Source organism: Pseudocitrobacter sp. 73, assembly GCF_008369545.1.
In the GTDB taxonomy this organism is placed as follows: Bacteria; Pseudomonadota; Gammaproteobacteria; order Enterobacterales; family Enterobacteriaceae; genus Pseudocitrobacter; species Pseudocitrobacter vendiensis.
This window is the reverse complement of the sequence record NZ_VTZO01000026.1, coordinates 24,247-47,778: the sequence shown is the minus strand read 5'-3', so window position 1 is coordinate 47,778 and position 23,532 is coordinate 24,247. Positions and strand designations below refer to the sequence as shown.

Sequence of the window (23,532 nt, the reverse complement as noted above, 5' to 3'; positions counted from 1 at the left end):
ATCTAAAAATTAATAAATAATCAGAGAGCCTTATTATAGAGTTCAACAATATCTTTGAACGTAGACTGGCGCGGATTGACTAAAATATTTCCACTCTTCATCGCATCGTTTGCCATTTCGGCGATCAATGTGTCTTTTACGCCAACGCAAGAAAGTGAGGCTGGAATTCCGCAGTCAGCATTCAATTTTTTGACAGCATTGATAAGCATTTCAGTTTTAAAACCTTCAACCGGGTCATTGCCTTCTTTAATTGCGCGATAAATGACTTCATAGCGACCGTTATCTGCCAGCGCGTTATATTCGAGGACGGTTGGTAGCAGAATGGCATTCGCCACGCCATGTGCAACATGATAATAAGCACTTACAGGATGGCTCATAGCATGAACATTCCCCAAACGGGCCCAGGCGAAAGCAATACCGGCGAAATTACTCCCCAGCATCATATCGCATGCCGCAGACTCGTCCTTGCGGTTGGCCACAAACCGGCGCAAACTTTGACCAATCAAAGCCATGGCTTTTTCGGCCATAGCATCAGAAAATGGCGTGGCATTGAGCGAAAGAAAAGCTTCAATGGCATGAATGAGTGCATCAATCCCACAGGCAGCGGCAATAGATGCAGGTACAGTCATAATCAACTGCGGATCGAGAAGGGCATATTTGGGAATGATTTCAAAACTAATCACGGACAGCTTATAATTTCGTGACTCATCAGTAATCACTGACGACGCAGTCACTTCACTTCCCGTACCTGCAGTTGTGGGAATGGCTATGATAGGCGCAATCGGCCCGGGCACATTATTACTACCTTCGTAGTCGGTAATTCTGCCCCCGTAAGTCGCCAGTACACCAACCGCTTTTGCGACATCCATTGTGCTGCCACCGCCGAGGGCAACAATGGTGGTCGCACCGCTGGCCTGATAGGCCGCGGTAGCTTCATTCACAATATGCACCGTAGGATTGGGCAAAACATCGAGATAACACGTATATTTTATTCCTGCGCTAATAATGATCTCTTCGACCTGCTTAACAACGCCTAACGACTCAAGCCCACGATCGGAGATCAGGAATACATGATTCGATTGGTTACTCGCTAAAATCTGCGGAAGTTTTTTTAAACATCCAGGACCAAACTCTATCGTTTGCGGTATTTTAAAATTAAAATCCTTCATCATCTTCCCTTCTGTATAAGTAGATTACTCATGTATCTCAAAAAGAATAATTAGAGAGCTGACTAAACGCAGGCCAGAATTGAATGGCGGCATAACCTACAATCACAACAAAAATGATATGAATACAGGCCATCAAAGCACCGCCTTTAAGCATTTTCCGTGCATCCAGACCGTAGGATACCGGGATGGCACGCACGCTGACGGGTAACATAAATTCAGCATTAAACGCCATGACGGTAATTAACCAATACGGTATTGGGTTCAGCCCGAGTTGGCTGGTGAACCCCATAACAATCGGTAACACGACAGCCGCAGATGCGGTGGAATTCGTCGCCTCGGAAACCATACGTCCCAGCACCACAAAAATGAGTATGGTCAGAAAACCGCCATCCAGAGACTGCCCGGAAATAACTGCCGCAATGCCCGCGCTGGCGCCAGAATCATTCAGGAGTTTGCCCAGAGCCAATCCACCGCCAAACAGTAAAAGCATTCCCCACATGGTCTCCTTTTCTGCACTTTCCCACGTCAAAAGCGGAGCCTTGTCGATTGCAGTCAGTACAAAGCAGAGCATGCCAAGAATCAAATACAGATGCGCAGGCGTTAGCGCAGGAAATAATGAGAGATACAAAGGACGCGTGAACGCGCCTATCAGGCCCAGAAAAAACAGGAGGGAGCACACTTTTTCATCACGCGTCATGGGACCCAGTTCGCGATAGTTTTTTAAGAAATATTCTCGTGTCCCTTTAAGCTGCTTCACTTCACAAGGCATAAGAAGCATGCAACACAGCATCACTAATGAAATAATAATGAAAAAAGGTGCCATGCGTATCAGCCAATCGATATAGATGAACTCTTTACCAATTTGCTGTTCAAGGATTGAAATTGCCGCCAGGTTCATTGCCCCACCGAGCGGGCTCCACACGCCACCAATACCCACTCCCCAGCCAATCGCCAGCAGGATAGGCACTGCGGGTTTACAAACCGAGATATCGTTGTAGCCAGAGGCGTGAAGCATTGCTATTGCAATAGGGGTAAAAAGTGCGCAAACCATCACGTTGGGTAAGATAGTCGACGCCACAATACTCGCCAGGAGCCATACGGTTATTTGCGAGCGCATCGAAGGGCCGATAAGCGACAACACTTTCAGGGCAACGCGACGATCCAGCCCAATTCGCGCCCATGGGATACACAATAAACCGGAACCAAAAATGAGAATGATGCTATCTGACCAGTATTGCGCTGTAATACCAGACATAGGGACGATATTAAAAATGGCATTGATGATGATAGGTAAAAGGCTGGTTACAGCAATATGAACGGGGCGTGTTACCCACCAAAATATCATCCACAATAACGTACCGACTGCCTGTGCGCCAGGTGTCGTGATCTCATATTCGAATAACAGTTGAGCGGCAAAAAAAATGATGGGTCCAGACAACAAAAATAACCAACGGCGCGAAGTACTCATAATATTTATGCCTGTTAATCCCCAAAACATCAACATTACAACAGGAAGTTATTGACAAGCCAGTTATTAAAAAATTAAAGGGATATGATTTGAAATATATCTAACCTAATATCATTCCTGAGTGTTATCGGTGACAATCAATAATTCCCATGCCAGATCTGACATTTTACTTTTTAACGTTATCATAGATTAATTAAATAAATTAATCTCTTTTTAAATAAATCTATAATGACAATTTTTACGGGGATAGACTACCCAACATGATTACGCAAAAAAAGCAGGCATTCTTACTATTTTACGTAGGGAATTCTCCCTATTTTGAGCACATTAGTGATAAAACGCCTCTGGAAGTGAAGCACTCATTGGCCATGAGAGGAAGCGTGGGTGAGAGGAATCGGGCAGTTGACCCTGCCCGAGAAAGGCACTACTTGATATTCCGCAGCACCTGCAGACAGCGCTTCAGCGCGTTATCCATTGGCGCTTCTACGCGCATCACTTCGCCCGTACCCGGGTGAGTGAACTTTAACGCTGCCGCATGCAGGAACAGACGTTTCAGCCCGGTACCCGCTTCGGTGAGTTGCTGATCGAATTCGCGGTCGCCGTAGCGATCGTCAAAAGCAATCGGATGACCAGCATGAAGGGTATGCACACGAATCTGGTGTGTACGCCCCGTCACCGGGCTACAGCGCACCAGCGTGGCGAACGCATAGCGCTCTTCCACTTTAAAACGCGTTTCCGACGGTTTCCCTTCCTGGCTGACACGCACAATACGCTCGCCGCTTTGCAGAATATTTTTCAGCAATGGCGCCTGTACCGCTTTGACGTGTGACTGCCACTGACCGCGCACCAGCGCCAGATAATCTTTCTGCATCCCTTTTTCACGCAGCTGTTCATGCAGCGAACGCAGCGCAGAACGTTTTTTCGCCACCAGCAGCACGCCGGATGTATCACGGTCAAGACGATGGACCAGTTCCAGGAAGCGAGCTTCCGGGCGCAGCGCGCGCAGGCCTTCAATCACGCCGAAGCTCAAACCGCTGCCGCCGTGCACCGCCGTACCCGATGGCTTATTCAGCACCAGAATGTGTTCATCTTCATAAAGGATAACGTCGCTCAACGCGGCCACTTTTTGCAGATGCGGTGAAACGGCGTCTTCTTCGCGTTCCGCGACGCGCACTGGCGGGATACGCACTTCATCGCCCGCTTCCAGTTTGTATTCGGGTTTGACGCGTTTTTTGTTCACCCGCACTTCGCCCTTGCGCAGGATGCGGTAAATCATACTCTTCGGCACGCCCTTCAGTTGGGTGCGCAAAAAGTTATCAATTCGTTGCCCGGCTTCGTCAGCGCTAATGGCAACCATTTTTACGGTTGGAGTCTCAGTTTTCATGGTGGGCGATTCTAAATATCCCCGCTCGATAGCGCCACTCATTTTTCTGTGCTTATACTCTTCATAGTTCAAGTTGCCTGTGCGTTGGCTGCACTCGCTCACTCCAGTCACATACTTATGTATGCTCCTGGGGGTCACTCGTTTGCCGCCTTCATGCAACTCGAACTATTTTGAGTAGATATTGATCATTGCCCCGACTCACAGTCTTCTTCACTGAACACGTTGATTGTTATTAGAGCAATCTCAACGAGCAAGTGAAAAAACTGTGATTAACCGGGTGATAAAAGGTGAAAGTCAACTTGCTATAACAAGGTTAGCAAGGAATAATGAAGACGTTTTCCGTGTTCATCTTGTTAGTGCAAGGAATTAAACGGAATGACCAGTTTTGTCTGTCCGATCATCCACGCAGCAATGGCGTAAGACGTATTGATCTTTCAGACAGTTAGCGGGCTGCGGGTTGCAGTCCTTACCGGTAGATACTTTACTGGATTTCACCCAACAGAATGACGGCAAGCCGGGCGTCCCCGGAAGCTTACCTAAGTCAAAGCAACTGGGGTAAGCAGGCGAAGCCACGCGTCTGTTGAGTGAATGACGATGAGTATAAATGGAATCTTCTCTGGAGAGTTATCCCAGGCTGTTCCCCTGATAATTGCGCTGTGTTTCCGTTTGAAATACAGGCTACCGACACTCTGCGCCTCTTAAGCGAGCGACAACCGTGAGGTTGGCGACGTGAACAGTCACGAGGCCATCGGTTTACCCCGGAAAGGTATCACTCTGCTCGCAGCTTAGTCGTCAATGTAAGAATAATGAGTAAGTTACGATGAAAAGAATGTTAATCAACGCAACTCAGCAGGAAGAGTTGCGTGTCGCCCTCGTTGATGGGCAGCGTCTGTATGATCTGGATATCGAAAGCCCAGGTCATGAACAGAAAAAAGCGAACATCTACAAAGGCAAAATTACCCGCATTGAACCGAGTCTTGAAGCAGCGTTTGTCGATTACGGCGCTGAACGTCACGGTTTCCTCCCCCTCAAAGAAATTGCCCGCGAATACTTCCCTGCTAACTACAGCGCACATGGCCGTCCGAACATCAAAGACGTGCTGCGTGAAGGTCAGGAAGTGATTGTTCAGATTGATAAAGAAGAACGCGGCAATAAAGGCGCTGCGCTGACCACCTTTATCAGCCTGGCGGGCAGTTATCTGGTGCTGATGCCGAACAACCCGCGTGCGGGCGGTATCTCTCGCCGTATCGAAGGCGACGATCGCACTGAACTGAAAGAAGCGCTGGCAAGCCTTGAGCTGCCGGATGGCATGGGGCTTATCGTTCGCACCGCAGGCGTTGGCAAATCTGCCGAAGCATTGCAGTGGGATTTAAGCTTCCGCCTGAAACACTGGGAAGCCATCAAAAAAGCCGCTGAAAGCCGCCCTGCGCCGTTCCTGATTCACCAGGAAAGCAACGTTATCGTGCGTGCCTTCCGCGACTACCTGCGCCAGGACATCGGCGAAATCCTCATCGACAACCCGAAAGTGCTGGAGCTGGCTCGCCAGCATATCTCCGCGCTGGGCCGTCCGGATTTCAGCAGCAAAATCAAACTGTACACCGGTGAAATCCCGCTGTTCAGCCACTATCAAATCGAATCGCAGATCGAATCCGCTTTCCAGCGTGAAGTTCGCCTGCCGTCCGGTGGTTCTATCGTTATCGATAGCACCGAAGCGCTGACCGCTATCGACATCAACTCCGCACGTGCCACCCGCGGCGGCGATATCGAAGAAACCGCGTTCAACACCAACCTTGAAGCCGCCGATGAAATTGCCCGCCAGCTGCGCCTGCGCGACCTGGGCGGTCTGATTGTTATCGACTTTATCGATATGACGCCGGTACGCCACCAGCGCGCGGTAGAAAACCGTCTGCGTGAAGCGGTGCGCCAGGACCGTGCGCGTATCCAAATCAGCCACATCTCTCGCTTTGGTCTGCTGGAAATGTCGCGTCAGCGTCTTAGCCCGTCACTGGGTGAGTCCAGCCATCACGTCTGCCCGCGCTGCTCCGGAACAGGTACCGTGCGTGACAACGAATCCATGGCCCTCTCTATTCTGCGTCTGATTGAAGAAGAAGCGCTGAAAGAGAACACCAAAGAAGTTCACGCCATCGTCCCTGTGCCGATTGCGTCTTACCTGCTGAACGAAAAACGTGCCGCAGTGAGCGCCATCGAAACCCGCCAGGGTGGCGATGTTCGCTGCATCATCGTGCCGAACGATCAGATGGAAACGCCGCACTATCACGTACTGCGTGTGCGTAAAGGTGAAGAGACCTCAACCCTGAGCTATCTGCTGCCGAAGCTGCACGAAGAAGAGATGGCGCTGCCGTCTGAAGATGAGCCTGCTGAGCGCAAACTGCCTGAGCAACCGGCTCTCGCGACCTTTGTGATGCCGGAAGTTCCGCCTGCGCCGACAGCTGAAAAACCAGCCGCCCCGGCAGCACCGGTAAAAGCAGCGACATCTGCTGCACCTGCCGCACCGGGCCTGCTTTCTCGCTTCTTTACCGCACTGAAAAATCTGTTTGGCGGTAGCGAAGAGCCGGTTGTCGAGCCGCAGCCGGAGAAGAAAGAAGAGAAACCTGCTCGCCAGCAGGAGCGCCGCAAGCCGCGTCAAAACAACCGTCGCGATCGTAATGACCGCAACGACCGAGGCGATCGTGGTGAGCGCAACGAACGCCGTGATAACAACCGTGGCGATAACGAAGGACGCGAAGCCCGCGAACCGCGTGAAGGCCGCGAAGGTCGTGAAGACAACCGTCGCAATCGTCGCGAGAAACCGCAGCAAAATGTGGAAACACGCGACAACCGTCAGCAGAACATCGCTGAAGATAGCGATAAAGCGAAATCCCGTGACGAGCAGCAGCCGCGCCGTGAACGTAACCGTCGTCGTAACAACGACGAAAAACGCCAGACGCAGCAGGAAGCGAAACCGCAGGTTCGTGGAGATATCGTTGCCGACGACAACGCGCAGGAAGAACGCGTTCAGACCATGCCGCGTCGTAAGCAACGTCAGCTGACGCAGAAAATCCGCATTGAAACAGCGGAAGAAACGGCGGCACGCGAAACCTTCGAAGACGATATCCCGCAGGAAACTGTCGCACCACGTACCGAGCTGGCGAAAGTCGATCTGCCTGCTGTCGTTGAAAGCGCACCGGTTCAGGCCGAGCACGATGACAACGGCGAAGCACGTGATGCCGCAGGTATGCCGCGTCGTTCACGCCGTTCCCCGCGTCATCTGCGCGTGAGCGGTCAGCGTCGTCGTCGCTATCGTGACGAGCGTTATCCAACCCAGTCTCCGATGCCGCTGACCGTAGCGTGCGCATCGCCGGAACTGGCGTCAGGTAAAGTGTGGATCCGTTACCCGGTAACCCGTCCGCAGGATCAGATTGTTGAAGAACAACGCGAGCAGGACGTCGTGGTTCAGGAAACCATTGAGCAGGTTGTTGCGCCAGTCGCGGTCGCTGAACCTGTGGTTGCTGAAACAATCGTTGCCGAAGCACCCGTTGCCCCGGTAGAAACCGTTGAACCTGAAGCTCAACCGCAGCCTGTTGCTGAAGTCGCTGAGCCTGTGGTTGAAACCACTCATCCGGAAGTGATTGAAGCACCAGTAACTGAACAGCCGCAAATCATTGCCGAACAAGATGTTGTGGTTGCCCAGGAAGTGGTTGAAGAAGTACAGCCTACCGTGGTTGAGCCGGAAGCACCGGTTGCAGAAGTAATGGCAGAAACCGCTGCCCCGGTTGAAGCGCCAGTGGTCGAAGAAGCACCGGTTGCCGTCGCCGAGCCAGAAGTGGTGGCTAAGCCTGTTGTCGAAACTGCACCTGCTGCGGCCCATCACGCCAGCGCGCCGATGACTCGCGCACCGGCTCCGGCTTATGTGCCGGAAGCGCCGCGCCATAGCGACTGGGTTCGCCCGGCGTTCGGCTTCGACGGTAAAGGTGCTGCGGGTGGCCATAGCGCAACCCATCAGGCCTCTGCGGCGCCGACGCGTCCGCAGCCTGTTGAGTAACTTACACGTTAAAAAGCAAACCGGCCCCTGAGGCCGGTTTTTTTATGCTTTTCCTGGCAACTGCATCCCGGCAATTTTCGGCATGACTTCGCGCATCAAATCAAGAAACTTACGTAAGCGGGTCGGATAATAACGCGCCCACGGATAGACCAGATGAACAGGTAGCGCTGCCGCCTGCCAGTCAGGTAACAGTTCAACCAGCCGCCCCTGCGCCAGGTCCTCTTCTACCGTCCAGCTTGATACGATAGCAATACCCAGACCCGCCAGCGCAGCATTTTTGGCGACGTAGAGACTGTCGGTGCTCAGACGCGGCACCAGTGAAAACGTCACGCTCTCTTCCTGACGATGCAGCGTGACATCATGCTGATAGAACGTACTGATCGCAATCCACGGCAACGCGGACATCATCTGCGGATGGGTAATTTCAGGAAACTTTGCTAACAGTTCAGGAGAGGCCACCGTACAGCGCGGCACCTCCGCCAGCAGTACAGAGACGGTAGCCGGGTCGACTTCCGCCCCAACACGGATCGCACAATCAATATTGTCACTCATAAAGTCGACGTTTTTATCATTGAGCATCCACTCGACCGACAGTTGAGGATGATCGGCCAGAAAACCAATCAGCGGCAGCAATAGCTGCTCCTGGCCGAACGCATGCGGCGCACGCACCCGCAGCGTACCGACGGGCTGATCGTCCGTGAGCTGTAATTCATCTTCCAGCGCTAACCAGGCGTCAACGACCTGACGCTCGTGTTGATAACAGCGCTCACCATCGTCAGTCAGTTTCATCGCATGCGTGGAGCGCAGAATCAATTTTGCCCCCAGCAGCGATTCCAGTGACTGTAAACGACGGCTGATGGTGGCCTGCGTGGTCTCCAGCTGACGGGCGGCAGCCGATAGTGAACCCGACTCAACAATGCGAATAAAAGTCCGCATCAACTCAACCCTGTCTATACGCTCTTGCTTCTTCATTAACCACTTACCTATACGTCAAACGTATAACTGTTTTACCACCACACAGGCTACCGCGCCAGCGCGCTTCGGGGAAAAATAGCGCCATAACGAATCTGAGGAATACCTGATGAAAACACATGTTAATCCGGGCTGGCTTATCTTTATCCTTGCGCTGGGCGCAGGGTTTAGCGTCGCCGCCATCTACTATGCCCAGCCGCTGCTACCACTGATGGGCGACAGCTTACATCTGAATGTTGAAGGAATGGGGCTGATCCCTACCCTCACCCAGGCGGGCTATGCGTTGGGGATTTTATTTCTGTTACCGCTCGGCGACCGCTACGATCGTCGTACGCTGATCCTGTTGAAAAGCGTCATGCTGGCAGCCCTTCTGCTGCTGTGCAGCGTGACGCAGCATTTTCATCCACTGTTAGTCGTCAGCCTGTTGATCGGTATGGCGGCAACAATGGCGCAGGATATCGTGCCTGCCGCCGCTATTCTCGCCCCGGCAGGGAAACAAGGGAAAATGGTCGGCACGGTAATGACGGGGTTATTACTGGGAATTTTACTGTCGCGAACCGTGAGCGGCGTGATTGGCGAACTCTTTGGCTGGCGGGTGGTGTATCAGGCCGCGGCAGTGAGTATCGCGCTGATTGGCGTGCTGATGTGGCGCGTACTGCCACGCTTTACCGCGCACTCCAGCCTGAGCTATCCGGCATTAATGGTTTCACTGGTACATCTGTGGCAGCGTTATCCCACCTTACGTCGTGCCGCGCTGGCGCAGGGGCTACTTTCAATTGCGTTTAGCGCGTTCTGGTCAACGCTCGCGGTGATGCTGCTGGAACATCATCATATGGGCAGCGCCGTCGCCGGTGGTTTCGGGATTGCCGGGGCAGCAGGCGCTCTCGCCGCGCCGCTGGCCGGTGGGCTGGCAGATAAAGTTGGCGCCGAGAAAGTCACGCAGTTAGGCGCTGCACTGGTCACGGTTTCCTTTGCACTGATGTTTATTCTGCCTGTTTTGCCACCGATGGCCCAACTGGCGTTAATCGCCCTCTCCGCCATTGGCTTCGACCTGGGCCTGCAATCAAGCCTGGTTGCGCACCAGAACCTGGTTTATAGCCTGGAACCTCAGGCGCGTGGTCGCCTGAATGCACTGCTGTTTACGGTGGTATTTATTGGCATGGCGCTGGGGTCAGTCCTGGGTAGTCAGCTGTATGCGCTGGCGGGTTGGGAAGGGGTTGTCGGGCTGGCGACGCTTGCGGGTGCCTGCGCTTGGGGTGTTCGTTGGATGGAAACCCGACGCCTGCGCCGCGCCGCGTTGCAAACTGCATAGTCACGCTTACAGGCCGGATAACCGTATCCGGCCTGTAGCATTATTTATTCAACTGAAACAGCGACATTCCCTGCATATCACTAAACGCTTTATACGATGCCTGTAGCGCCGTTTGCTGCATCACGTAGTTAGAGATAGTCTCATTCCAGTCCACATCCACCAGGTTACTCATCTGCTGCGTCTGGCTTAATGCGCGGTCATCACCCAGGGCGTCAAGTTTATCCAGCTCATTAAGCTGCGTGCCCAGTTCAGCACGCACGCTCAGCACATTGTTAAGCGAGTTGCTTAGCCCACGGTTGGTTTTGTCGATAGCGGCACTGGCAAGAGCCTGCGCGTCTTCGTCATCGCTCACCGGCGTATTCAGCGCCGCAATGGCGCTATCCAGCATTGCAAACACGTTGCTGTCCGTGTCCGGTTTCGCATTACTTGTCAGGCTATCAAAAATCTTGTCACCCGTATGACCAATCACCATTGAACGCGACGCATCGACCTGCTGTGCTACGTTCTCAGTGCCGCCGACATACTTACCCTCGTCAGAAAACGGCGCCGTGTCAGTTTTATAACCGGCAAAAATATAGCGACCATTCCCGTCCTGGCTGTTCGCCAGATTGAGAAGCTGATCGCGGATCCCTTGCAGGTCGGTTGCCAGCGAGGCCCGGTCGTCATCGCTCAATGTACCGTTCCCGGCGTAAACGATTTTCTCTTGCGCTGATTGAATCGCGGTAGTCACCTGCGCCAGCGTATTTTCTTCCATCGATACGCGCTGGGTGGCGAATGTCCTGGCGGTGGCAAACTGGCTGTTTTGCGCCTGAGCCTGGGACAGCACCACCGCCTGTGATGCCGCCACCGGGTCGTCGGATGCACGGTTAACCCGCTTGCCGGTTGACATCTGTTCACCGTATTTCAGCCATTCTGACTGGGAGCTGGTGATCCCGCGCATATTCTGCTGATACATCATCAGGGTACTGACACGCATGCGTTATTCCTCTCCTTAGCGAATATTAATCAGGGCATCAAACAGGGTGCTTGCCGTTTGCAGCACCTGGGCATTCGCCAGATAGTACTGCTGGAAGAGTTGCAGGTTGCTATACTCTTCATCCAGGTTCACGCCGGAAATGGATTGCTGCTGTTTGCTGAGCTGTGTGACGACATTGCTTTGTGTGGTGCTGCTGGTTTTAAGCGTCGAGGTTTTATTCCCGATATCGCTGACCAGGGCCGCATACGCGTCGTTAAAGGTTTTCGAATTTCCCACCAGCTTCGCGTTTTGCAGGTCCAGCAAAGCCTGGCCGTTACGGTTATCACTTTCGCCATTTTCAGCGTCATCAATCCCCAGCGCGAGCTCAGATTCATCGCTGATCGCCACACTCATATTGACGATCGCATCACTGACCGGCTTCACGGTAAAGCTGTCGTTTTCCGCTGGTGTGCCGCTCACCGTGACGGAGAGCCCGTCAAAGTTTAATGCACCATCCTTCTCTTGCACCTTCACCGTGGTGTTATCGGAAAGACGCGTCACCTGCCATTCACCGTTTTTATAGCTCACGCGATAATCCGTGGCCTGTACACTAGAGGCATCCGTCACCTCCGCCGTCAGCGACGCCTTACCGCTATTTTTACTGTTCGCCACAACAGACGGGGCGCCGATGGCGAAGAAGTCTTTTCCTTTGTCGCCATTCGCGTCAATACCCTGTGCATGCTGGGCATTAAACGCATCCGCAAAGGCCAGTGCCATTTGGTTAAGGCTATTGCGAGTCTGGTCGAGGTCCTGCGAGCGGAAGGTCAACAAGCCACCCAGTGAGCCGTTGTTGAGCAGTTTTTCCGGAATTTCAATATTCCCCGCGACGTTATCCACATACGCCACGGTGGTACGCGTCGGGTCGCTGCTGCTCGGTACGGCGGCGAGCTGACGCGCATTACTGCCCTGCACCAGCGTATAACCGTTCGCCATGGTGACGTTGAACGTTCCGCTGTCCTGCACGTTGACTTCTACGCCCACCAGCTTATTTAACTCACTGACTAACTGATCGCGCTGATCCAGCAGGTCGTTCGGAGAAGCCCCTGCACCCACGCCGGTCAGGCGAGAAATTTTATCATTCAGGCTGGCAATCTGGTTCGCGTAGTTGTTGATTTGATCAACGGTTGTCGCGATAGAAAGGTTCACCTGTTTATCCTGGTCGCGGAGATACTGATCGGCGACTTTAAACTGATTGACCAGACCATCCGCTTTACCCAGAACGGTCTGACGCGCGGCGGGATCTTCAGCGTTGCTCACCAGCGTTTGCATGCTGGAGAAGAAATCCTGAAGCGTCGTGGAGAGGGAGTTAGTGGTGCCGGAAAGCATATCGTCGATTTTCGACATCTGCTCATAACGCGTGGTCAACCCGCTGCTCTGACTCTGCGCCGTACGCAGCTGGTTAGTAATAAATGCGTTGTATTCGCGCTGAACGCCAGAAACGTAGACGCCATTGCCGACCCAGCCTCCCGCACCTAACGTACTGTTCGCCGAAGCGAGTACCGTGGTCTGGCGGGTATAGCCCGAGACGTTGTAGCTGGCAATATTATTACTGGTGGTATTCAGTGCCGACTGTGCCGCACTCAACCCACTCATGGCGCTATTGATTAAACTGGACATGTTCTTCCTTTTATACGTTCAGACGCGTGGCCTTTAATCGTTATCGGTCGCCGCCTGGCAAACTTGAGGTGTATCAGAAGAGATTTTCAATATCATTTCGGTACGCGCTGCTGACTTTATCGCTTAAGGATTTAAGCTGCTGAATCATATTGGTTAACTTACGCGCATACTGGGGATCAGTGGCGTATCCGGCATTCTGCAACGCCTGCGCCCCCTGCTCGGCCGTTGATGCGTTGGTGACCGCGGCATAGCGCGGATTACGCGTCAGCAAACCCACATAATCCGACAGCGCTTCCAGATACGAACCGTAGACGCGGAATTTCGCTTTCACCTTTTTCGCTTCACCGTTTTCATATTCGGTGGTGGTGATTTCCGTCACCGGTCCTTTCCAGCTGCCCGAGGCTTTCACGCCAAAAAGGTTATAACTGGGTTCGCCGTTTTCACGGCGAATTTGCCGTTGGCCCCATCCCGACTCCAGCGCGGCCTGCGCCAGAATCAGGTGGTGCGGAATACCGCTCTGCTCGCTCGCCACCTGCGCCGGAAGCGCCAGTTTCGCGAGGAAATCTTTGCTGTCGCCGGAGAGCGGCGCATCGCTCCCGCTCGACGTTTTCGGCAGCGCTTTGCGCACCATCTGAGTCAGCGCATCGTTCTGGAAGCGGGTGACCGTTTGCAGATCAAACTTCATCGGTACCTGGCCCACCGCAGCGGACGGTTCTTTCTGCGTCTGCATCTGCTTCACCATCTCTTCCGCCAGCCCCAGCCCTTTCCCGGCGGTCATCTGCTGGGCAATTTGCTGATCGTACATGCTGGTGTAGAGCCGGGTCTGATCGCTGCTGAAGAGACCATCCTTCGGCAGCGCCTCGCGCATACTCTTCAGCATCATCTGCACGAACATACCCTCCACCTGACGGGCGACAGGCCGCAGGTGAGCCTGCGGATCCTGCCCGGCTTTCGCCTTGAGTTCGTTAAGCGATTGCGCATCCCACGCTGCGCTGGCAGTTAATTTGCTGTCGCCCAGCATCAGACGATCTCCACTTTCGCACGCAGGCACCCGGCGCTTTGCATCGATTGCAGAATCGACATCAGCTCCATCGGTGTCGCGCCCAGCGCGTTCAGGGCGCGTACCACATTGTTCAGATTGGCACTTTCACGCACGCTTTGCAGCGAGCCGCCGCTCTGACGCAGATCGATCTGCGTTTGCGGTGTCACCACCGTCTGGCCGCCGCCAAATGGCGTATCCGGCTGGCTGACCTGCGCCTGTCGGTTCACAGTAACGGAGAGGTTGCCCTGCGCGACGGCACAGGTATCCAGCGTCACTTCACGGTTCATCACCACCGAACCGGTACGCGAGTTAATAATCACCTTCGCATCCTGCGGTACGCCGCCCACTTGCAGATTCTGGATATCCGCCAGCAAACGCACCTGACCACTGCCGCCCTGCGGCGCACGAACCTGCACGGTGCGGGCATCCAGCGCGGTGGCGTTGCCAAAACCACTGCGACGATTAATGGTGTCGGCAATCTGCTGCGCCATGGTGAAATCGTCCTGATTCAGTTGAAGGTTAATGGTGTTCCCCGCGCCAAATTGTGTCGGCAACTCGCGTTCAATGGTGGCCCCGCCGGTAATGCGCCCGCCGTTAAGCTGGTTGACCTGCACGCTACTGCCGCCCGCCGACGCGCCTGCGCCGCCCACCAGAATGTTACCCTGCGCCAGCGCATACACCTGGCTATCAACCCCTTTCAGCGGCGTCATCAACAGCGTGCCGCCGCGCAGGCTTTTGGCGTTACCCATCGAGGAGACCACCACATCGATAGTTTGCCCCTGACGCGCAAACGCCGGGAACTGGGCGGTGACCATCACCGCCGCTACGTTTTTAAGCTGCATGTTGGTGCCTGCCGGAACGGTGATCCCCAGTTGCGACAGCATGTTGTTCAGGCTCTGCGTGGTGAACGGCGTCTGCGTCGTCTGGTCGCCCGTACCGTCCAGCCCCACCACCAGACCGTAGCCAATCAGGGAGTTTTCCCTGACGCCCTGCACGCTGGTAAGATCGCGAATGCGATCGGCCTGTGCCAAAGTACTTACCAGAATCAGCGCCACGCTAATCAGGGTTTTAAACATATTGCACCTCATTACATCGGCGATAAATTCAGGAAGAAACGCTGCAACCAGCCCATATTCTGCGCTTCGTTGATATAGCCGTTGCCCACATATTCAATACGCGCATCCGCCACCTGGGTGGACGGCACGGTATTACTGCCGCTGATGGTGCGCGGGTTAACCACGCCCGAGAAGCGGATAAATTCGGTGCCCTGATTAATGGCAATCTGTTTTTCCCCCACCACGTGAAGGTTGCCGTTCGCCAGAACCTGATCGACAGTGACGGTTAATGTGCCGCTAAAGGTGTTGCTGGCATTCGCGCCGCCTTTACCGTTGAACGTATTACCGCCGGAGGCGTCAACATCCGCGCGCGCGTTGCCAAACAGACCTTGCAGGTAACGCGGTACGACGTCAAAGCCAAAGTTGGTTTTGCCATCGCGACTGGCGTTGGCCGAAGAACTCTTGCTGGCGCTGACGTTTTCCTGCAGTACGATGGTGAGCGTATCGCCAATATTGCGCGGGCGACGGTCTTCAAACAGCGGCTGATAACCGTAGTTGATCGGCTGCGCCGTCTGAAATATTGAGCCGTTCGCTACCGGTACCGGGCCGGGGATCGGCTGTGCCGAGGTTGCGCCTTCCACCAGTGGCTTGCTGGGAATGAAAGCACACCCGGTCATGGAGAGCGCCAGTGCCGTTAAAAGCGGATAGCGAAACGCTGCGGTTATTTGCATGGTTCTCATCTTTTGGTTTGCGCCGGATGCGCTGCGCTTATCCGGCCTGGAGGTAGCATTGGTAAGGTGTTTGCCAGATGGCGTTACGCCTATCCGTTTGTAGGTCGGATAAGCGCAGCGCCATCCGACACAGCCGTTACAGTTGCGTCAGTTTCTGCAGCATCTGGTCGGTGGTCGATACCGCTTTACTGTTGATTTCGTAGGCGCGCTGTACCTGAATCATATTGACCAGTTCTTCCGCCACGTTAACGTTGGACGTTTCAACATACCCCTGGTAAAGCAGCCCCGCGCCGTTCAACCCCGGCGTGGAATCATTCGGCGCACCGGATGCCTGCGTTTCGACATACAGGTTTTCACCAATGCTCTCCAGCCCGCTGTCATTCATAAAGGTGGTCAGATTAAGCTGCCCCACCTGTACCGGGTTGGTCTGCCCCTGCTGGGTCGCGCTGACGATGCCATCGCGGCCAATGGTGATACTCAGGGTATTCGCCGGAATGGTGATCGCCGGTTGCACCTGAAAACCGCCCGCCGTTACCAGTTGACCATTCTGATCGACCTGGAATGAACCATCGCGGGTATAGGCGGAAGTACCATCCGGCAGCAGCACCTGGAAGAAACCCTGGCCTTTAATCGCCACGTCTTTGCTGTTATCGGTCTGCGACAGGTTGCCCTGGCTATGCAGACGTTCGGTGGCAACCGGGCGCACACCTGTACCAATCTGCAAACCAGACGGCAGCGTGGTTTGTTCCGAAGACTGCGCCCCTGGCTGACGTACCGTTTGATAAAGAAGATCTTCAAACACCGCGCGCTGACGCTTAAAACCATTGGTACTGACGTTCGCCAGGTTGTTGGCGATAACGTCCATATTGGTCTGCTGCGCGTCGAGGCCGGTTTTGGCGATCCATAATGAACTGATCATGTTTTTCCTTAGCTCATTGACAGCAACTGGTTAGCTTTCTGCGTGTTTTCATCCACGCTGCTGATAACCTTCATCTGCATTTCGAATCGGCGGGCGCTGGCAATCATATCGGCCATCGCCGCCACGGGTTTGACGTTACTGCCTTCCAGCACACCGGACTGCAAACGGATAGACTGATCGGCCTGTAACGCCTGGCCACGGGTGGCTTGCGCTTCTGCGGTCAGGCGAAATACGCCATCATCGCCGCGCACAATTTCCGAGTTATCCGCTTTTACCATTTTCAGCCGTCCCACCTGCGCGACCGTATTCGGCGGATCGCCAGGGTTAAGCGCCGAAATCGTGCCGTCCGCCGCGATGGTGATTTCCGCGCCTTCCGGCACGGTGAGCGGGCCACCATCGCCCATTACCGGATTGCCCTGAATGGTCAGTTGACCGGTTGGCCCTACCTGAATGTTGCCGTTACGGGTATACCCCTCCCCGCCATCCGCGGTTTGCACCGCCAGCCAGCCATCCTGTTGTAGCGCCACGTCCAGCGGACGCGAGGTGTAGTCGAGCTGGCCAGGCGTCATATCCGCCCCCGGCGTGGAGGCCGTTACCAGCGTTCGCGTCGGCACTGACATTCCCTCGACCGGTACCGCGCGCATGGCGTTAAGCTGGGCGCGAAAGCCCGGCGTCGAACTGTTAGCCAGGTTGCTGGCGGTGACTGCCTGCTGCTCCATTGTCTGGCTCGCCGCGCCCATCGCCGTATATATTGCGTGATCCATAAAGCTGCCTTATCGGGATTAACGCAGGTTAACCAGCGTGTTCAGGATCTGATCCTGGGTTTTGATGGTCTGGGCGTTAGACTGATAGTTACGCTGGGCGACAATCATATTGACCAGCTCTTTGCTGAGATCGACATTAGACGCTTCCAGCGCGCCGTTGGTCAGGCTGCCAAAGTTACCGCTGCCCGCGGTGCCCAACAGCGCCACGCCGGAGGACTGTGTGGCAGACCAGACGTTATCGCCTTCTGATTGCAGGCCTTCGTTATTGGCGAAGTTCGCCAGTACGATTTGACCGAGTAACTGGCTTTGCTCGTTGGAGTAGTTCCCAACCACGGTGCCATCTTCGTTAATCTGATAGCTCACCAGATCACCCGGCGCATAGCCGTTCTGCGAAGTGGCGACGATGTTGTTGGCACCGGTATTCTGCTGCATGGAGTTGAGGAAGCTCAGGGAGAAAGAACCGGCGGCGGAGCCGTTAAGCGGATCAATCGCTATCTGAACTTCAGGATTGGCGTTAGCATCGGTTGCGAGGACACCCGCATTGTCATAATTGCGGATCCCGCTCAACGTGCCATTGCTGCTAAAGGACATCTGCGCAGCTTTTTTCGCAGCCGCACCGCTTACGCTGGTGTCCTGGGTATAGATATCCCATTTGTTGTCATCGGTTTTTACGTAATAGATATTCATGTCATGGGCGTTACCCTGACTGTCATATACGGTTACCGTGCCTTTTTTGTTGTAGCTGTCAGCGTTGGTCGGGTCGAACGTTGCAACGCTCGGTTTAGCATCCGTCGAGTTGAGGTTGACCTGCATCGCCGCGGTGGTGGTCTCTTTTGCCGACATCAGCGAGTTCGGGATGGTAATCGCCGTCGGATTCGCCCCCTGCTGAATGGTCGGCGGCGTGCCGGACGCCGGATAACCGGTCACCTGCAAGCCCTGAGTGTTCACCAGTGTACGGTTTGCATCGAGGGAAAACTGGCCGTTACGGCTATAGAAAACGGAACCGTTGCTGTCGGTGAGACGGAAAAAACCGTTCTGGCTGATGGCGACATCCAGCGCGCGCCCGGTACTGGTGGTGGTCCCGTCAGTAAAGTCCTGGGTGATCCCGGCGACTTTCACACCCAGCCCCACTTTCGAACCAGCAAACATATCGGCAAACGAGGCAGTGCCTGATTTAAAGCCGTAGGTTGCGGAGTTAGCAATGTTGTTGCCGATAACATCGAGATTACTGGACGCGGCATTCATGCCGCTGACTGCTTGAGAAAAGCCCATGTTTCACTCCTGAATTAGATAATCTGACGAACTTCGTCGAGCGTGGTGGTGCCGTAGGTGCCAAGATCCAACTGGTTGCCATTGCCGCTCAGCGTTACCCCCTGCACCAGCGCAAATTTCAGCGGTTGCGCCACCAGCTGCGTGGTGCCGCTGCTGGCGGTAATGCTGACGTTGTACGCACCATCCGCTACCGCCGCGCCGTCCGTGCCGGTGCCGTCCCAGGTAAAGGTGTGCACGCCTGCGGTCAGTGCGCCGATATCCAGCGTTTTGACGACATTGCCGTTACTGTCGGTTATCGTGGCGGTCACTTTGTCGGCCGCCTGCTCAAGCTCAACGCCAAACGGTGTGGTATCTGTACCGTCGCCATCGCTGTTTTTGCCCGCCAGCACTGTCGTGCCGGGGATCATCACGCCGTGACCAATCAGCGATGACGCCTGCAATGATTTGCTGCTGTCGATTTGCCCGGAAATGGACCCCAGCGACGTATTGAGTTTCTCAATACCGCTTACGGTGCTGATTTGCGCCAGCTGGCTGGTGAGCTGGCTGTTATCCATCGGGTTGGTGGGGTCCTGATTTTTTAGCTGCGCCACCAGCAGTGTCAGGAAACTGTTCTGTAAATCATCCGCGCTGCTGCTGGTCAACGACCCGCTGTTGCTGGTAGCGCTGGTCGCGCTGGTGCTATTGACGTTCACTGCAATGGACATTGTTTTCTCCGTTATTGACCCAGCGTGAGGGTCTTGAGCATCATGCTTTTCACGGTGTTCATCACCTCGACGTTGGCCTGGTAGCTGCGCGAGGCCGACAGGGTATTGACCATCTCGCCGACCACATCAACGTTTGGCATGCGCACATAACCCTTTGCATCCGCCAGCGGATTACCCGGCTGGAAGACCAGCTTGTCGGGCGCCTGGCTTTCAATCACATCGCTCACTTTTACCCCGCCCGTTGCCGCCCCCGGCTGCGCGTCCACCTGAAAAACAACTTGTTTTGCACGATACGGCTGACCATCCGGGCCGGTGACGCTGTCGGCGTTTGCCAGGTTACTGGCGGCCACGTTCAGCCGCTTGGACTGCGCGGTGAGCGCTGAGCCCGCCACATCAAAAATATTCAGTAAGGCCATACATTAATTCCCCTGCTGGAGGACGCTCATCATCCCCTTGATTTGCCCACCCAGGACCGTAAGCCCGGTCTGATACTGCAAACTGTTATCGGCGAACTGCGTGCGCTCGCGATCCATATCGACAGTGTTTCCGTCGAGTGCGGGCTGATCGGGAATGCGGTAAAGCAAATCGGTGGCGGCAGATGAGAGATTTTGTGCGGGTATGTGACGAACGGATGTGAGCGACAGCGCCACGCCGTTGGTGCCAGCCCGTCCTCGTTCCATCACTTTTTTCATTTCACTGGCAAAATCGATATCGCGCGCCTGATAACCCGGGGTATCGGCGTTGGCGATATTGGCGGCCAGAATCTCCTGGCGCTCAGCGCGCAGATTCAGCGCTTCCTGTTGAAAACGCAGCGCGGCGTCGAGTTTATCGAGCATGGCTCCTCCGCAGATGACAAAATTCCAGCCGACAGCTTAATTCGCCTTATGCGCGCGTTATCGCCGGAATAAACACAATATGCGTCGCTATTTATTCCGTTGAAGTCAGTAGCAGATGCGTAAAATACTCACACTACCCTCTCTGACGGAGTGTTCGATGCTGAAGCTCACTACCTCACTGGCCGCGTGTTTACTGCTCGCCAGCCCGTTCGCCCACGCTCTGGACCTGCAAAGTCAGCTGTCGTCGTTTTTCAGCCAAAGGCTGGAAGGGTTAAGTGATGAGGTTGTGGTACAACTGCGTAGCCCGCTCGCGATGCAGCCCTCCTGTGAGCAACCAGTGCTCAGTACGCCAGGCAATGCCCGGCTGTGGGGGAACCTGAACGTGGTGGCACGCTGTGGCAATGAAAAACGCTATTTGCAGGTAACGGTGCAGGCCACAGGCAATTATGTAGTCGCCGCCGGGCCGATTGCGCGTGGCACCATGCTGAATGCACAGTCGGTCACGCTGAAGCGTGGCCGTCTGGACCAATTGCCGCCGCGCACGATGCTGGATATCAATCAGGCACAGGATGCAGTCAGCCTGCGCGATGTTGCCGCCGGGCAAGCGTTACAGCTGACCATGATCCGCGCCGCCTGGCGGGTAAAAGCCGGGCAACGCGTCCAGGTCATCGCGAAAGGCGACGGTTTTAGCGTCAACAGTGAAGGTCAGGCGCTGAATAACGCCGCCGTGGCGCAAAACGCACGCGTGCGTATGTCCTCAGGCCAGGTGGTTAGCGGCGAAGTGAATGCGGATGGGAATGTTCTGATTAACTTATAATCTTAATAAAGAAAGTACGGCGATTGCCGATAAAGTATTAACAAATGAAAATGGCAATCCCTGCGCCATCATAAGCCTCCATGAGGAAAGCACATGAGCATTGAACGTACATCGCCTCTGAATCCTGTTAACGCGGTACAGGCTCGCGAACCAAACGAGACCCAAACGCCGAAAGCGCGTGTGGAAAAAAACGCTGAGATTAACAGCACCAGCGTCAAACTGAGTGACGCCCAAACAACCCTGACGCAATCAGATACCCGTGATATCAATCTGGATCGCGTGGAAGCGTTGAAAACCGCTATTCGCAACGGTGAGCTAAAAATGGATACCGGTAAAATTGCTGATGCGTTGATTCAGGAAACGCAGAATTATCTACAGAGTAACTAACCGCATGAGTCGTCTGCCCGATATTTTGGATCAAATGACCGCTATCCTGAACTCGCTGAAAGAGGTGATGGATGCCGAGCAACAGCAGCTTTCTGCCGGAAGCGTGAACGGAAGCCTGCTGCAGCGCATAACCGAAGATAAAAGCTCGCTGCTGGCGGCGCTCGATTATCTGGAACAACAGCGTCGCATGGAGCAGGAAGCGCAGCGTTGCGCCAATGACGATGACGTGACTTCGCGCTGGCTGAACATTACGCAGAAAACGCAGCAACTGCGTGATCTCAATAAGCACAACGGCTGGTTGCTGGAAGGCCAAATCGCCCGTAACCAGCAGGCGCTGGACGTGCTGAAGCCTTTTCAGGAGACGGGATTGTATGGCAAGGATGGGCAAACGGCGGGACAACCGCGCAGCGGCAAGAAATTTACCGTCTAACTGCAATCAGGACGGCGGGAAACATCACGCTCCCGCCGCCGCATCTTATTACGCCGTCCGGCGTGTAAACTCTTTCACTTTGAAACCCAACACCGCAAGCGTGGCGAAGTAGGCAAAAATCCCCACCACAACCACCGCCATCAGGCGTAACAGGCGCACCGGCATGGCCCCCTGCGACCACTCTGGCATAACGTGCATCATCCCCAGCAGCGCTGCAGCCATCACCAGCACCGCGACAATCAGACGCACCAGGAATTTGCTCCAGCCCGGCTGCGGGGTGAAGATTTTCTGCTTACGCAACTGCCAGTAAAGCAGGCTGGCGTTCAGGCAGGCCGCCAGACCAATCGACAGCGACAGACCCGCGTGTTTCAGTGGGCCGATAAACGCGAGGTTCATTAGCTGCGTCATAATCAACGTTACAATCGCGATTTTCACCGGCGTTTTGATGTCCTGACGCGAGTAGAATCCCGGCGCCAGTACTTTCACGACGATAAGCCCTATCAGGCCGACGGAATAGGCCACCAGCGCACGCTGCGTCATCGCCGCATCAAACGCGGTGAATTTACCGTACTGGAACAGGGATACGGTCAGCGGTTTCGCCAGAATACCCAGCGCCACGGCGCTCGGCAGCGCCAGCAGGAAGCACAGGCGCAGCCCCCAGTCCATCAGACGGCAATATTCATCATGATTACCGCTGGCAAAGCTTTTCGACAGCGACGGCAGAAGGATCGTCCCCAGCGCCACACCCAGCACGCCGGACGGGAACTCCATCAGACGGTCCGCGTAATACATCCATGAAACGGAACCGGAAACCAGGAAAGAGGCAAAAATAGTGTTGATAATCAGGGAAATCTGACTGACGGAGACACCAAGGATAGCCGGCCCCATTTGCTTCACCACGCGCATCGCGCCCGCATCTTTTAAATTGATACGCGGCAGCACCAGCATGCCAATTTTCTTCAGATGCGGCAGCTGATACGCCAGCTGGAGCACGCCGCCCACGGTCACCGCCCACGCCAGCGCCAACACTGGAGGGTTAAAATAGGGTGCGGCAAACAGCGCGAAACCAATCATGCTGACGTTAAGCAGTGTGGGCGCAAACGCCGGCACCGAGAAGCGGTTCCAGGTATTAAGAATGGCCCCCGCCAGCGAGGCGAGTGAAATCAGCAAAATATAGGGGAAGGTAATGCGCAGCAGCTGCGAGGTGAGGTTAAATTTATCCGCCGTATCGGCAAAACCCGGTGCGGTGATCGTAATAACCCACGGTGCCGCCAGCATGCCAATGACCGTCACCAGCGCTAACGCCAGCGTCAATAAACCGGAAACATAGGAAACAAATACGCGGGTCGCGTCTTCACCCTGCTTGCTTTTATATTCCGCGAGAATCGGCACAAAAGCCTGAGAAAACGCGCCTTCGGCAAAAATACGGCGCAGCAGGTTAGGCAGCTTGAACGCAACAAAGAAGGCATCTGTCGCCATTCCTGCACCAAAAACCCTTGCCACGATGGCATCACGCGCAAAACCCAGCACGCGCGAAAACATGGTCATCGAGCTGACAGCTGCCAGCGATTTTAATAGATTCATTAACGTGTTATT

Annotated in this window: 21 protein-coding genes; 5 read left to right on the top strand and 16 right to left on the bottom strand. The window is 54.7% G+C overall.

The genetic code is table 11. The annotated features are described in order from the left end of the window. Window positions 1-20: 20 nt before the first annotated feature. From F0Q32_RS21800 to rluC, 3 genes are all read right to left on the bottom strand, one after another. Entirely contained in the window at window positions 21-1,172 is a 1,152-nt protein-coding gene (locus F0Q32_RS21800) for an iron-containing alcohol dehydrogenase (RefSeq protein ID WP_255475684.1), read from the bottom strand. Window positions 1,173-1,206: 34 nt separating this feature from the next. Beyond that, the gene (locus F0Q32_RS21795; RefSeq protein ID WP_149464695.1) at window positions 1,207-2,637 is read right to left on the bottom strand and encodes an SLC13 family permease; all 1,431 of its coding nucleotides are present in this window, start codon (window positions 2,635-2,637) and stop codon (window positions 1,207-1,209) included. Between the two features lie 424 nt (window positions 2,638-3,061). Further along, on the bottom strand, window positions 3,062-4,021 hold the full coding sequence (gene rluC / locus F0Q32_RS21790) for a 23S rRNA pseudouridine(955/2504/2580) synthase RluC (RefSeq protein WP_149464694.1): 960 nt from the start codon (window positions 4,019-4,021) through the stop codon (window positions 3,062-3,064). Between the two features lie 820 nt (window positions 4,022-4,841). Here rluC and rne point away from each other — a divergent pair. Next, window positions 4,842-8,063, top strand: a complete 3,222-nt coding sequence (rne, locus tag F0Q32_RS21785; RefSeq protein WP_149464693.1) for a ribonuclease E — start codon at window positions 4,842-4,844, stop codon at window positions 8,061-8,063. A gap of 42 nt (window positions 8,064-8,105) precedes the next feature. Here the strand turns inward: rne and F0Q32_RS21780 are convergent, their stop codons facing one another. Next, entirely contained in the window at window positions 8,106-9,035 is a 930-nt protein-coding gene (locus F0Q32_RS21780) for a LysR family transcriptional regulator (RefSeq protein ID WP_149464692.1), read from the bottom strand. 109 nt (window positions 9,036-9,144) lie between these two features. Here F0Q32_RS21780 and F0Q32_RS21775 point away from each other — a divergent pair, with 109 nt between their 5' ends. Continuing rightward, on the top strand, window positions 9,145-10,347 hold the full coding sequence (locus F0Q32_RS21775) for an MFS transporter (protein ID WP_149464691.1): 1,203 nt from the start codon (window positions 9,145-9,147) through the stop codon (window positions 10,345-10,347). Window positions 10,348-10,387: 40 nt separating this feature from the next. Here the strand turns inward: F0Q32_RS21775 and flgL are convergent, their stop codons facing one another. The 11 genes from flgL to flgB form a co-directional block, all read right to left on the bottom strand. Continuing rightward, window positions 10,388-11,323 carry a flagellar hook-associated protein FlgL gene (flgL, locus tag F0Q32_RS21770; RefSeq protein ID WP_149464690.1) on the bottom strand — a complete coding sequence of 312 codons (936 nt, stop codon included), beginning with the start codon at window positions 11,321-11,323 and terminating at the stop codon, window positions 10,388-10,390. Window positions 11,324-11,338: 15 nt separating this feature from the next. After that, entirely contained in the window at window positions 11,339-12,979 is a 1,641-nt protein-coding gene (flgK, locus tag F0Q32_RS21765; protein ID WP_149464689.1) for a flagellar hook-associated protein FlgK, read from the bottom strand. A gap of 73 nt (window positions 12,980-13,052) precedes the next feature. Beyond that, window positions 13,053-14,000 (bottom strand): flagellar assembly peptidoglycan hydrolase FlgJ, encoded by a 948-nt coding sequence (gene flgJ / locus F0Q32_RS21760; RefSeq protein WP_149464688.1) that lies wholly within the window; start codon window positions 13,998-14,000, stop codon window positions 13,053-13,055. Beyond that, complete coding sequence (locus F0Q32_RS21755; protein WP_149464687.1) at window positions 14,000-15,097, bottom strand: flagellar basal body P-ring protein FlgI; 1,098 nt, start codon at window positions 15,095-15,097, stop codon at window positions 14,000-14,002. Before F0Q32_RS21755 ends, flgJ begins: the two co-directional genes overlap by 1 nt. An 11-nt stretch (window positions 15,098-15,108) precedes the next feature. Then, the gene (flgH, locus tag F0Q32_RS21750; RefSeq protein ID WP_149464686.1) at window positions 15,109-15,807 is read right to left on the bottom strand and encodes a flagellar basal body L-ring protein FlgH; all 699 of its coding nucleotides are present in this window, start codon (window positions 15,805-15,807) and stop codon (window positions 15,109-15,111) included. 136 nt (window positions 15,808-15,943) lie between these two features. Next, a complete protein-coding gene (gene flgG / locus F0Q32_RS21745; RefSeq protein ID WP_015964871.1) occupies window positions 15,944-16,726 on the bottom strand; it encodes a flagellar basal-body rod protein FlgG in 783 nt (260 codons plus the stop codon). 8 nt (window positions 16,727-16,734) lie between these two features. After that, window positions 16,735-17,490, bottom strand: coding sequence for a flagellar basal body rod protein FlgF (locus F0Q32_RS21740; RefSeq protein WP_149464685.1), 756 nt, complete (start codon window positions 17,488-17,490; stop codon window positions 16,735-16,737). 18 nt (window positions 17,491-17,508) lie between these two features. Continuing rightward, window positions 17,509-18,762, bottom strand: a complete 1,254-nt coding sequence (flgE, locus tag F0Q32_RS21735) for a flagellar hook protein FlgE (protein WP_149464684.1) — start codon at window positions 18,760-18,762, stop codon at window positions 17,509-17,511. Between the two features lie 14 nt (window positions 18,763-18,776). Further along, window positions 18,777-19,466: a flagellar hook assembly protein FlgD gene (flgD, locus tag F0Q32_RS21730; RefSeq protein WP_108475748.1), complete on the bottom strand. Its 690-nt coding sequence runs from the start codon at window positions 19,464-19,466 to the stop codon at window positions 18,777-18,779. An 11-nt stretch (window positions 19,467-19,477) separates the two neighbouring features. Further along, complete coding sequence (flgC, locus tag F0Q32_RS21725) at window positions 19,478-19,882, bottom strand: flagellar basal body rod protein FlgC (RefSeq protein ID WP_149464683.1); 405 nt, start codon at window positions 19,880-19,882, stop codon at window positions 19,478-19,480. 3 nt (window positions 19,883-19,885) lie between these two features. After that, window positions 19,886-20,302 (bottom strand): flagellar basal body rod protein FlgB, encoded by a 417-nt coding sequence (flgB, locus tag F0Q32_RS21720; protein ID WP_149464682.1) that lies wholly within the window; start codon window positions 20,300-20,302, stop codon window positions 19,886-19,888. Window positions 20,303-20,459: 157 nt separating this feature from the next. On the opposite strand from flgB, the gene flgA reads away from it, so the two are divergent. The 3 genes from flgA to flgN all read left to right on the top strand — a co-directional run bounded on the left by flgA (window position 20,460) and on the right by flgN (window position 21,936). After that, window positions 20,460-21,119, top strand: a complete 660-nt coding sequence (gene flgA, locus F0Q32_RS21715; protein ID WP_149464681.1) for a flagellar basal body P-ring formation chaperone FlgA — start codon at window positions 20,460-20,462, stop codon at window positions 21,117-21,119. 93 nt (window positions 21,120-21,212) lie between these two features. Next, window positions 21,213-21,506, top strand: coding sequence for a flagellar biosynthesis anti-sigma factor FlgM (gene flgM, locus F0Q32_RS21710; protein WP_149464680.1), 294 nt, complete (start codon window positions 21,213-21,215; stop codon window positions 21,504-21,506). 4 nt (window positions 21,507-21,510) lie between these two features. Next, window positions 21,511-21,936: a flagella biosynthesis chaperone FlgN gene (gene flgN, locus F0Q32_RS21705; protein ID WP_149464679.1), complete on the top strand. Its 426-nt coding sequence runs from the start codon at window positions 21,511-21,513 to the stop codon at window positions 21,934-21,936. Window positions 21,937-21,984: 48 nt separating this feature from the next. Here the strand turns inward: flgN and murJ are convergent, their stop codons facing one another. Beyond that, a complete protein-coding gene (gene murJ / locus F0Q32_RS21700) occupies window positions 21,985-23,520 on the bottom strand; it encodes a murein biosynthesis integral membrane protein MurJ (protein WP_149464678.1) in 1,536 nt (511 codons plus the stop codon). Window positions 23,521-23,532: the final 12 nt, after the last annotated feature.

Coding starts and splice junctions, on each gene's coding strand:
- F0Q32_RS21800 (WP_255475684.1), bottom strand. CDS start 1,172: ATGATGAAGGATTTTAATTTTAAAATACCGCAAACGATAGAGTTTGGT.
- F0Q32_RS21795 (WP_149464695.1), bottom strand. CDS start 2,637: ATGAGTACTTCGCGCCGTTGGTTATTTTTGTTGTCTGGACCCATCATT.
- rluC (WP_149464694.1), bottom strand. CDS start 4,021: ATGAAAACTGAGACTCCAACCGTAAAAATGGTTGCCATTAGCGCTGAC.
- rne (WP_149464693.1), top strand. CDS start 4,842: ATGAAAAGAATGTTAATCAACGCAACTCAGCAGGAAGAGTTGCGTGTC.
- F0Q32_RS21780 (WP_149464692.1), bottom strand. CDS start 9,035: ATGAAGAAGCAAGAGCGTATAGACAGGGTTGAGTTGATGCGGACTTTT.
- F0Q32_RS21775 (WP_149464691.1), top strand. CDS start 9,145: ATGAAAACACATGTTAATCCGGGCTGGCTTATCTTTATCCTTGCGCTG.
- flgL (WP_149464690.1), bottom strand. CDS start 11,323: ATGCGTGTCAGTACCCTGATGATGTATCAGCAGAATATGCGCGGGATC.
- flgK (WP_149464689.1), bottom strand. CDS start 12,979: ATGTCCAGTTTAATCAATAGCGCCATGAGTGGGTTGAGTGCGGCACAG.
- flgJ (WP_149464688.1), bottom strand. CDS start 14,000: ATGCTGGGCGACAGCAAATTAACTGCCAGCGCAGCGTGGGATGCGCAA.
- F0Q32_RS21755 (WP_149464687.1), bottom strand. CDS start 15,097: ATGTTTAAAACCCTGATTAGCGTGGCGCTGATTCTGGTAAGTACTTTG.
- flgH (WP_149464686.1), bottom strand. CDS start 15,807: ATGCAAATAACCGCAGCGTTTCGCTATCCGCTTTTAACGGCACTGGCG.
- flgG (WP_015964871.1), bottom strand. CDS start 16,726: ATGATCAGTTCATTATGGATCGCCAAAACCGGCCTCGACGCGCAGCAG.
- F0Q32_RS21740 (WP_149464685.1), bottom strand. CDS start 17,490: ATGGATCACGCAATATATACGGCGATGGGCGCGGCGAGCCAGACAATG.
- flgE (WP_149464684.1), bottom strand. CDS start 18,762: ATGGGCTTTTCTCAAGCAGTCAGCGGCATGAATGCCGCGTCCAGTAAT.
- flgD (WP_108475748.1), bottom strand. CDS start 19,466: ATGTCCATTGCAGTGAACGTCAATAGCACCAGCGCGACCAGCGCTACC.
- flgC (WP_149464683.1), bottom strand. CDS start 19,882: ATGGCCTTACTGAATATTTTTGATGTGGCGGGCTCAGCGCTCACCGCG.
- flgB (WP_149464682.1), bottom strand. CDS start 20,302: ATGCTCGATAAACTCGACGCCGCGCTGCGTTTTCAACAGGAAGCGCTG.
- flgA (WP_149464681.1), top strand. CDS start 20,460: ATGCTGAAGCTCACTACCTCACTGGCCGCGTGTTTACTGCTCGCCAGC.
- flgM (WP_149464680.1), top strand. CDS start 21,213: ATGAGCATTGAACGTACATCGCCTCTGAATCCTGTTAACGCGGTACAG.
- flgN (WP_149464679.1), top strand. CDS start 21,511: ATGAGTCGTCTGCCCGATATTTTGGATCAAATGACCGCTATCCTGAAC.
- murJ (WP_149464678.1), bottom strand. CDS start 23,520: ATGAATCTATTAAAATCGCTGGCAGCTGTCAGCTCGATGACCATGTTT.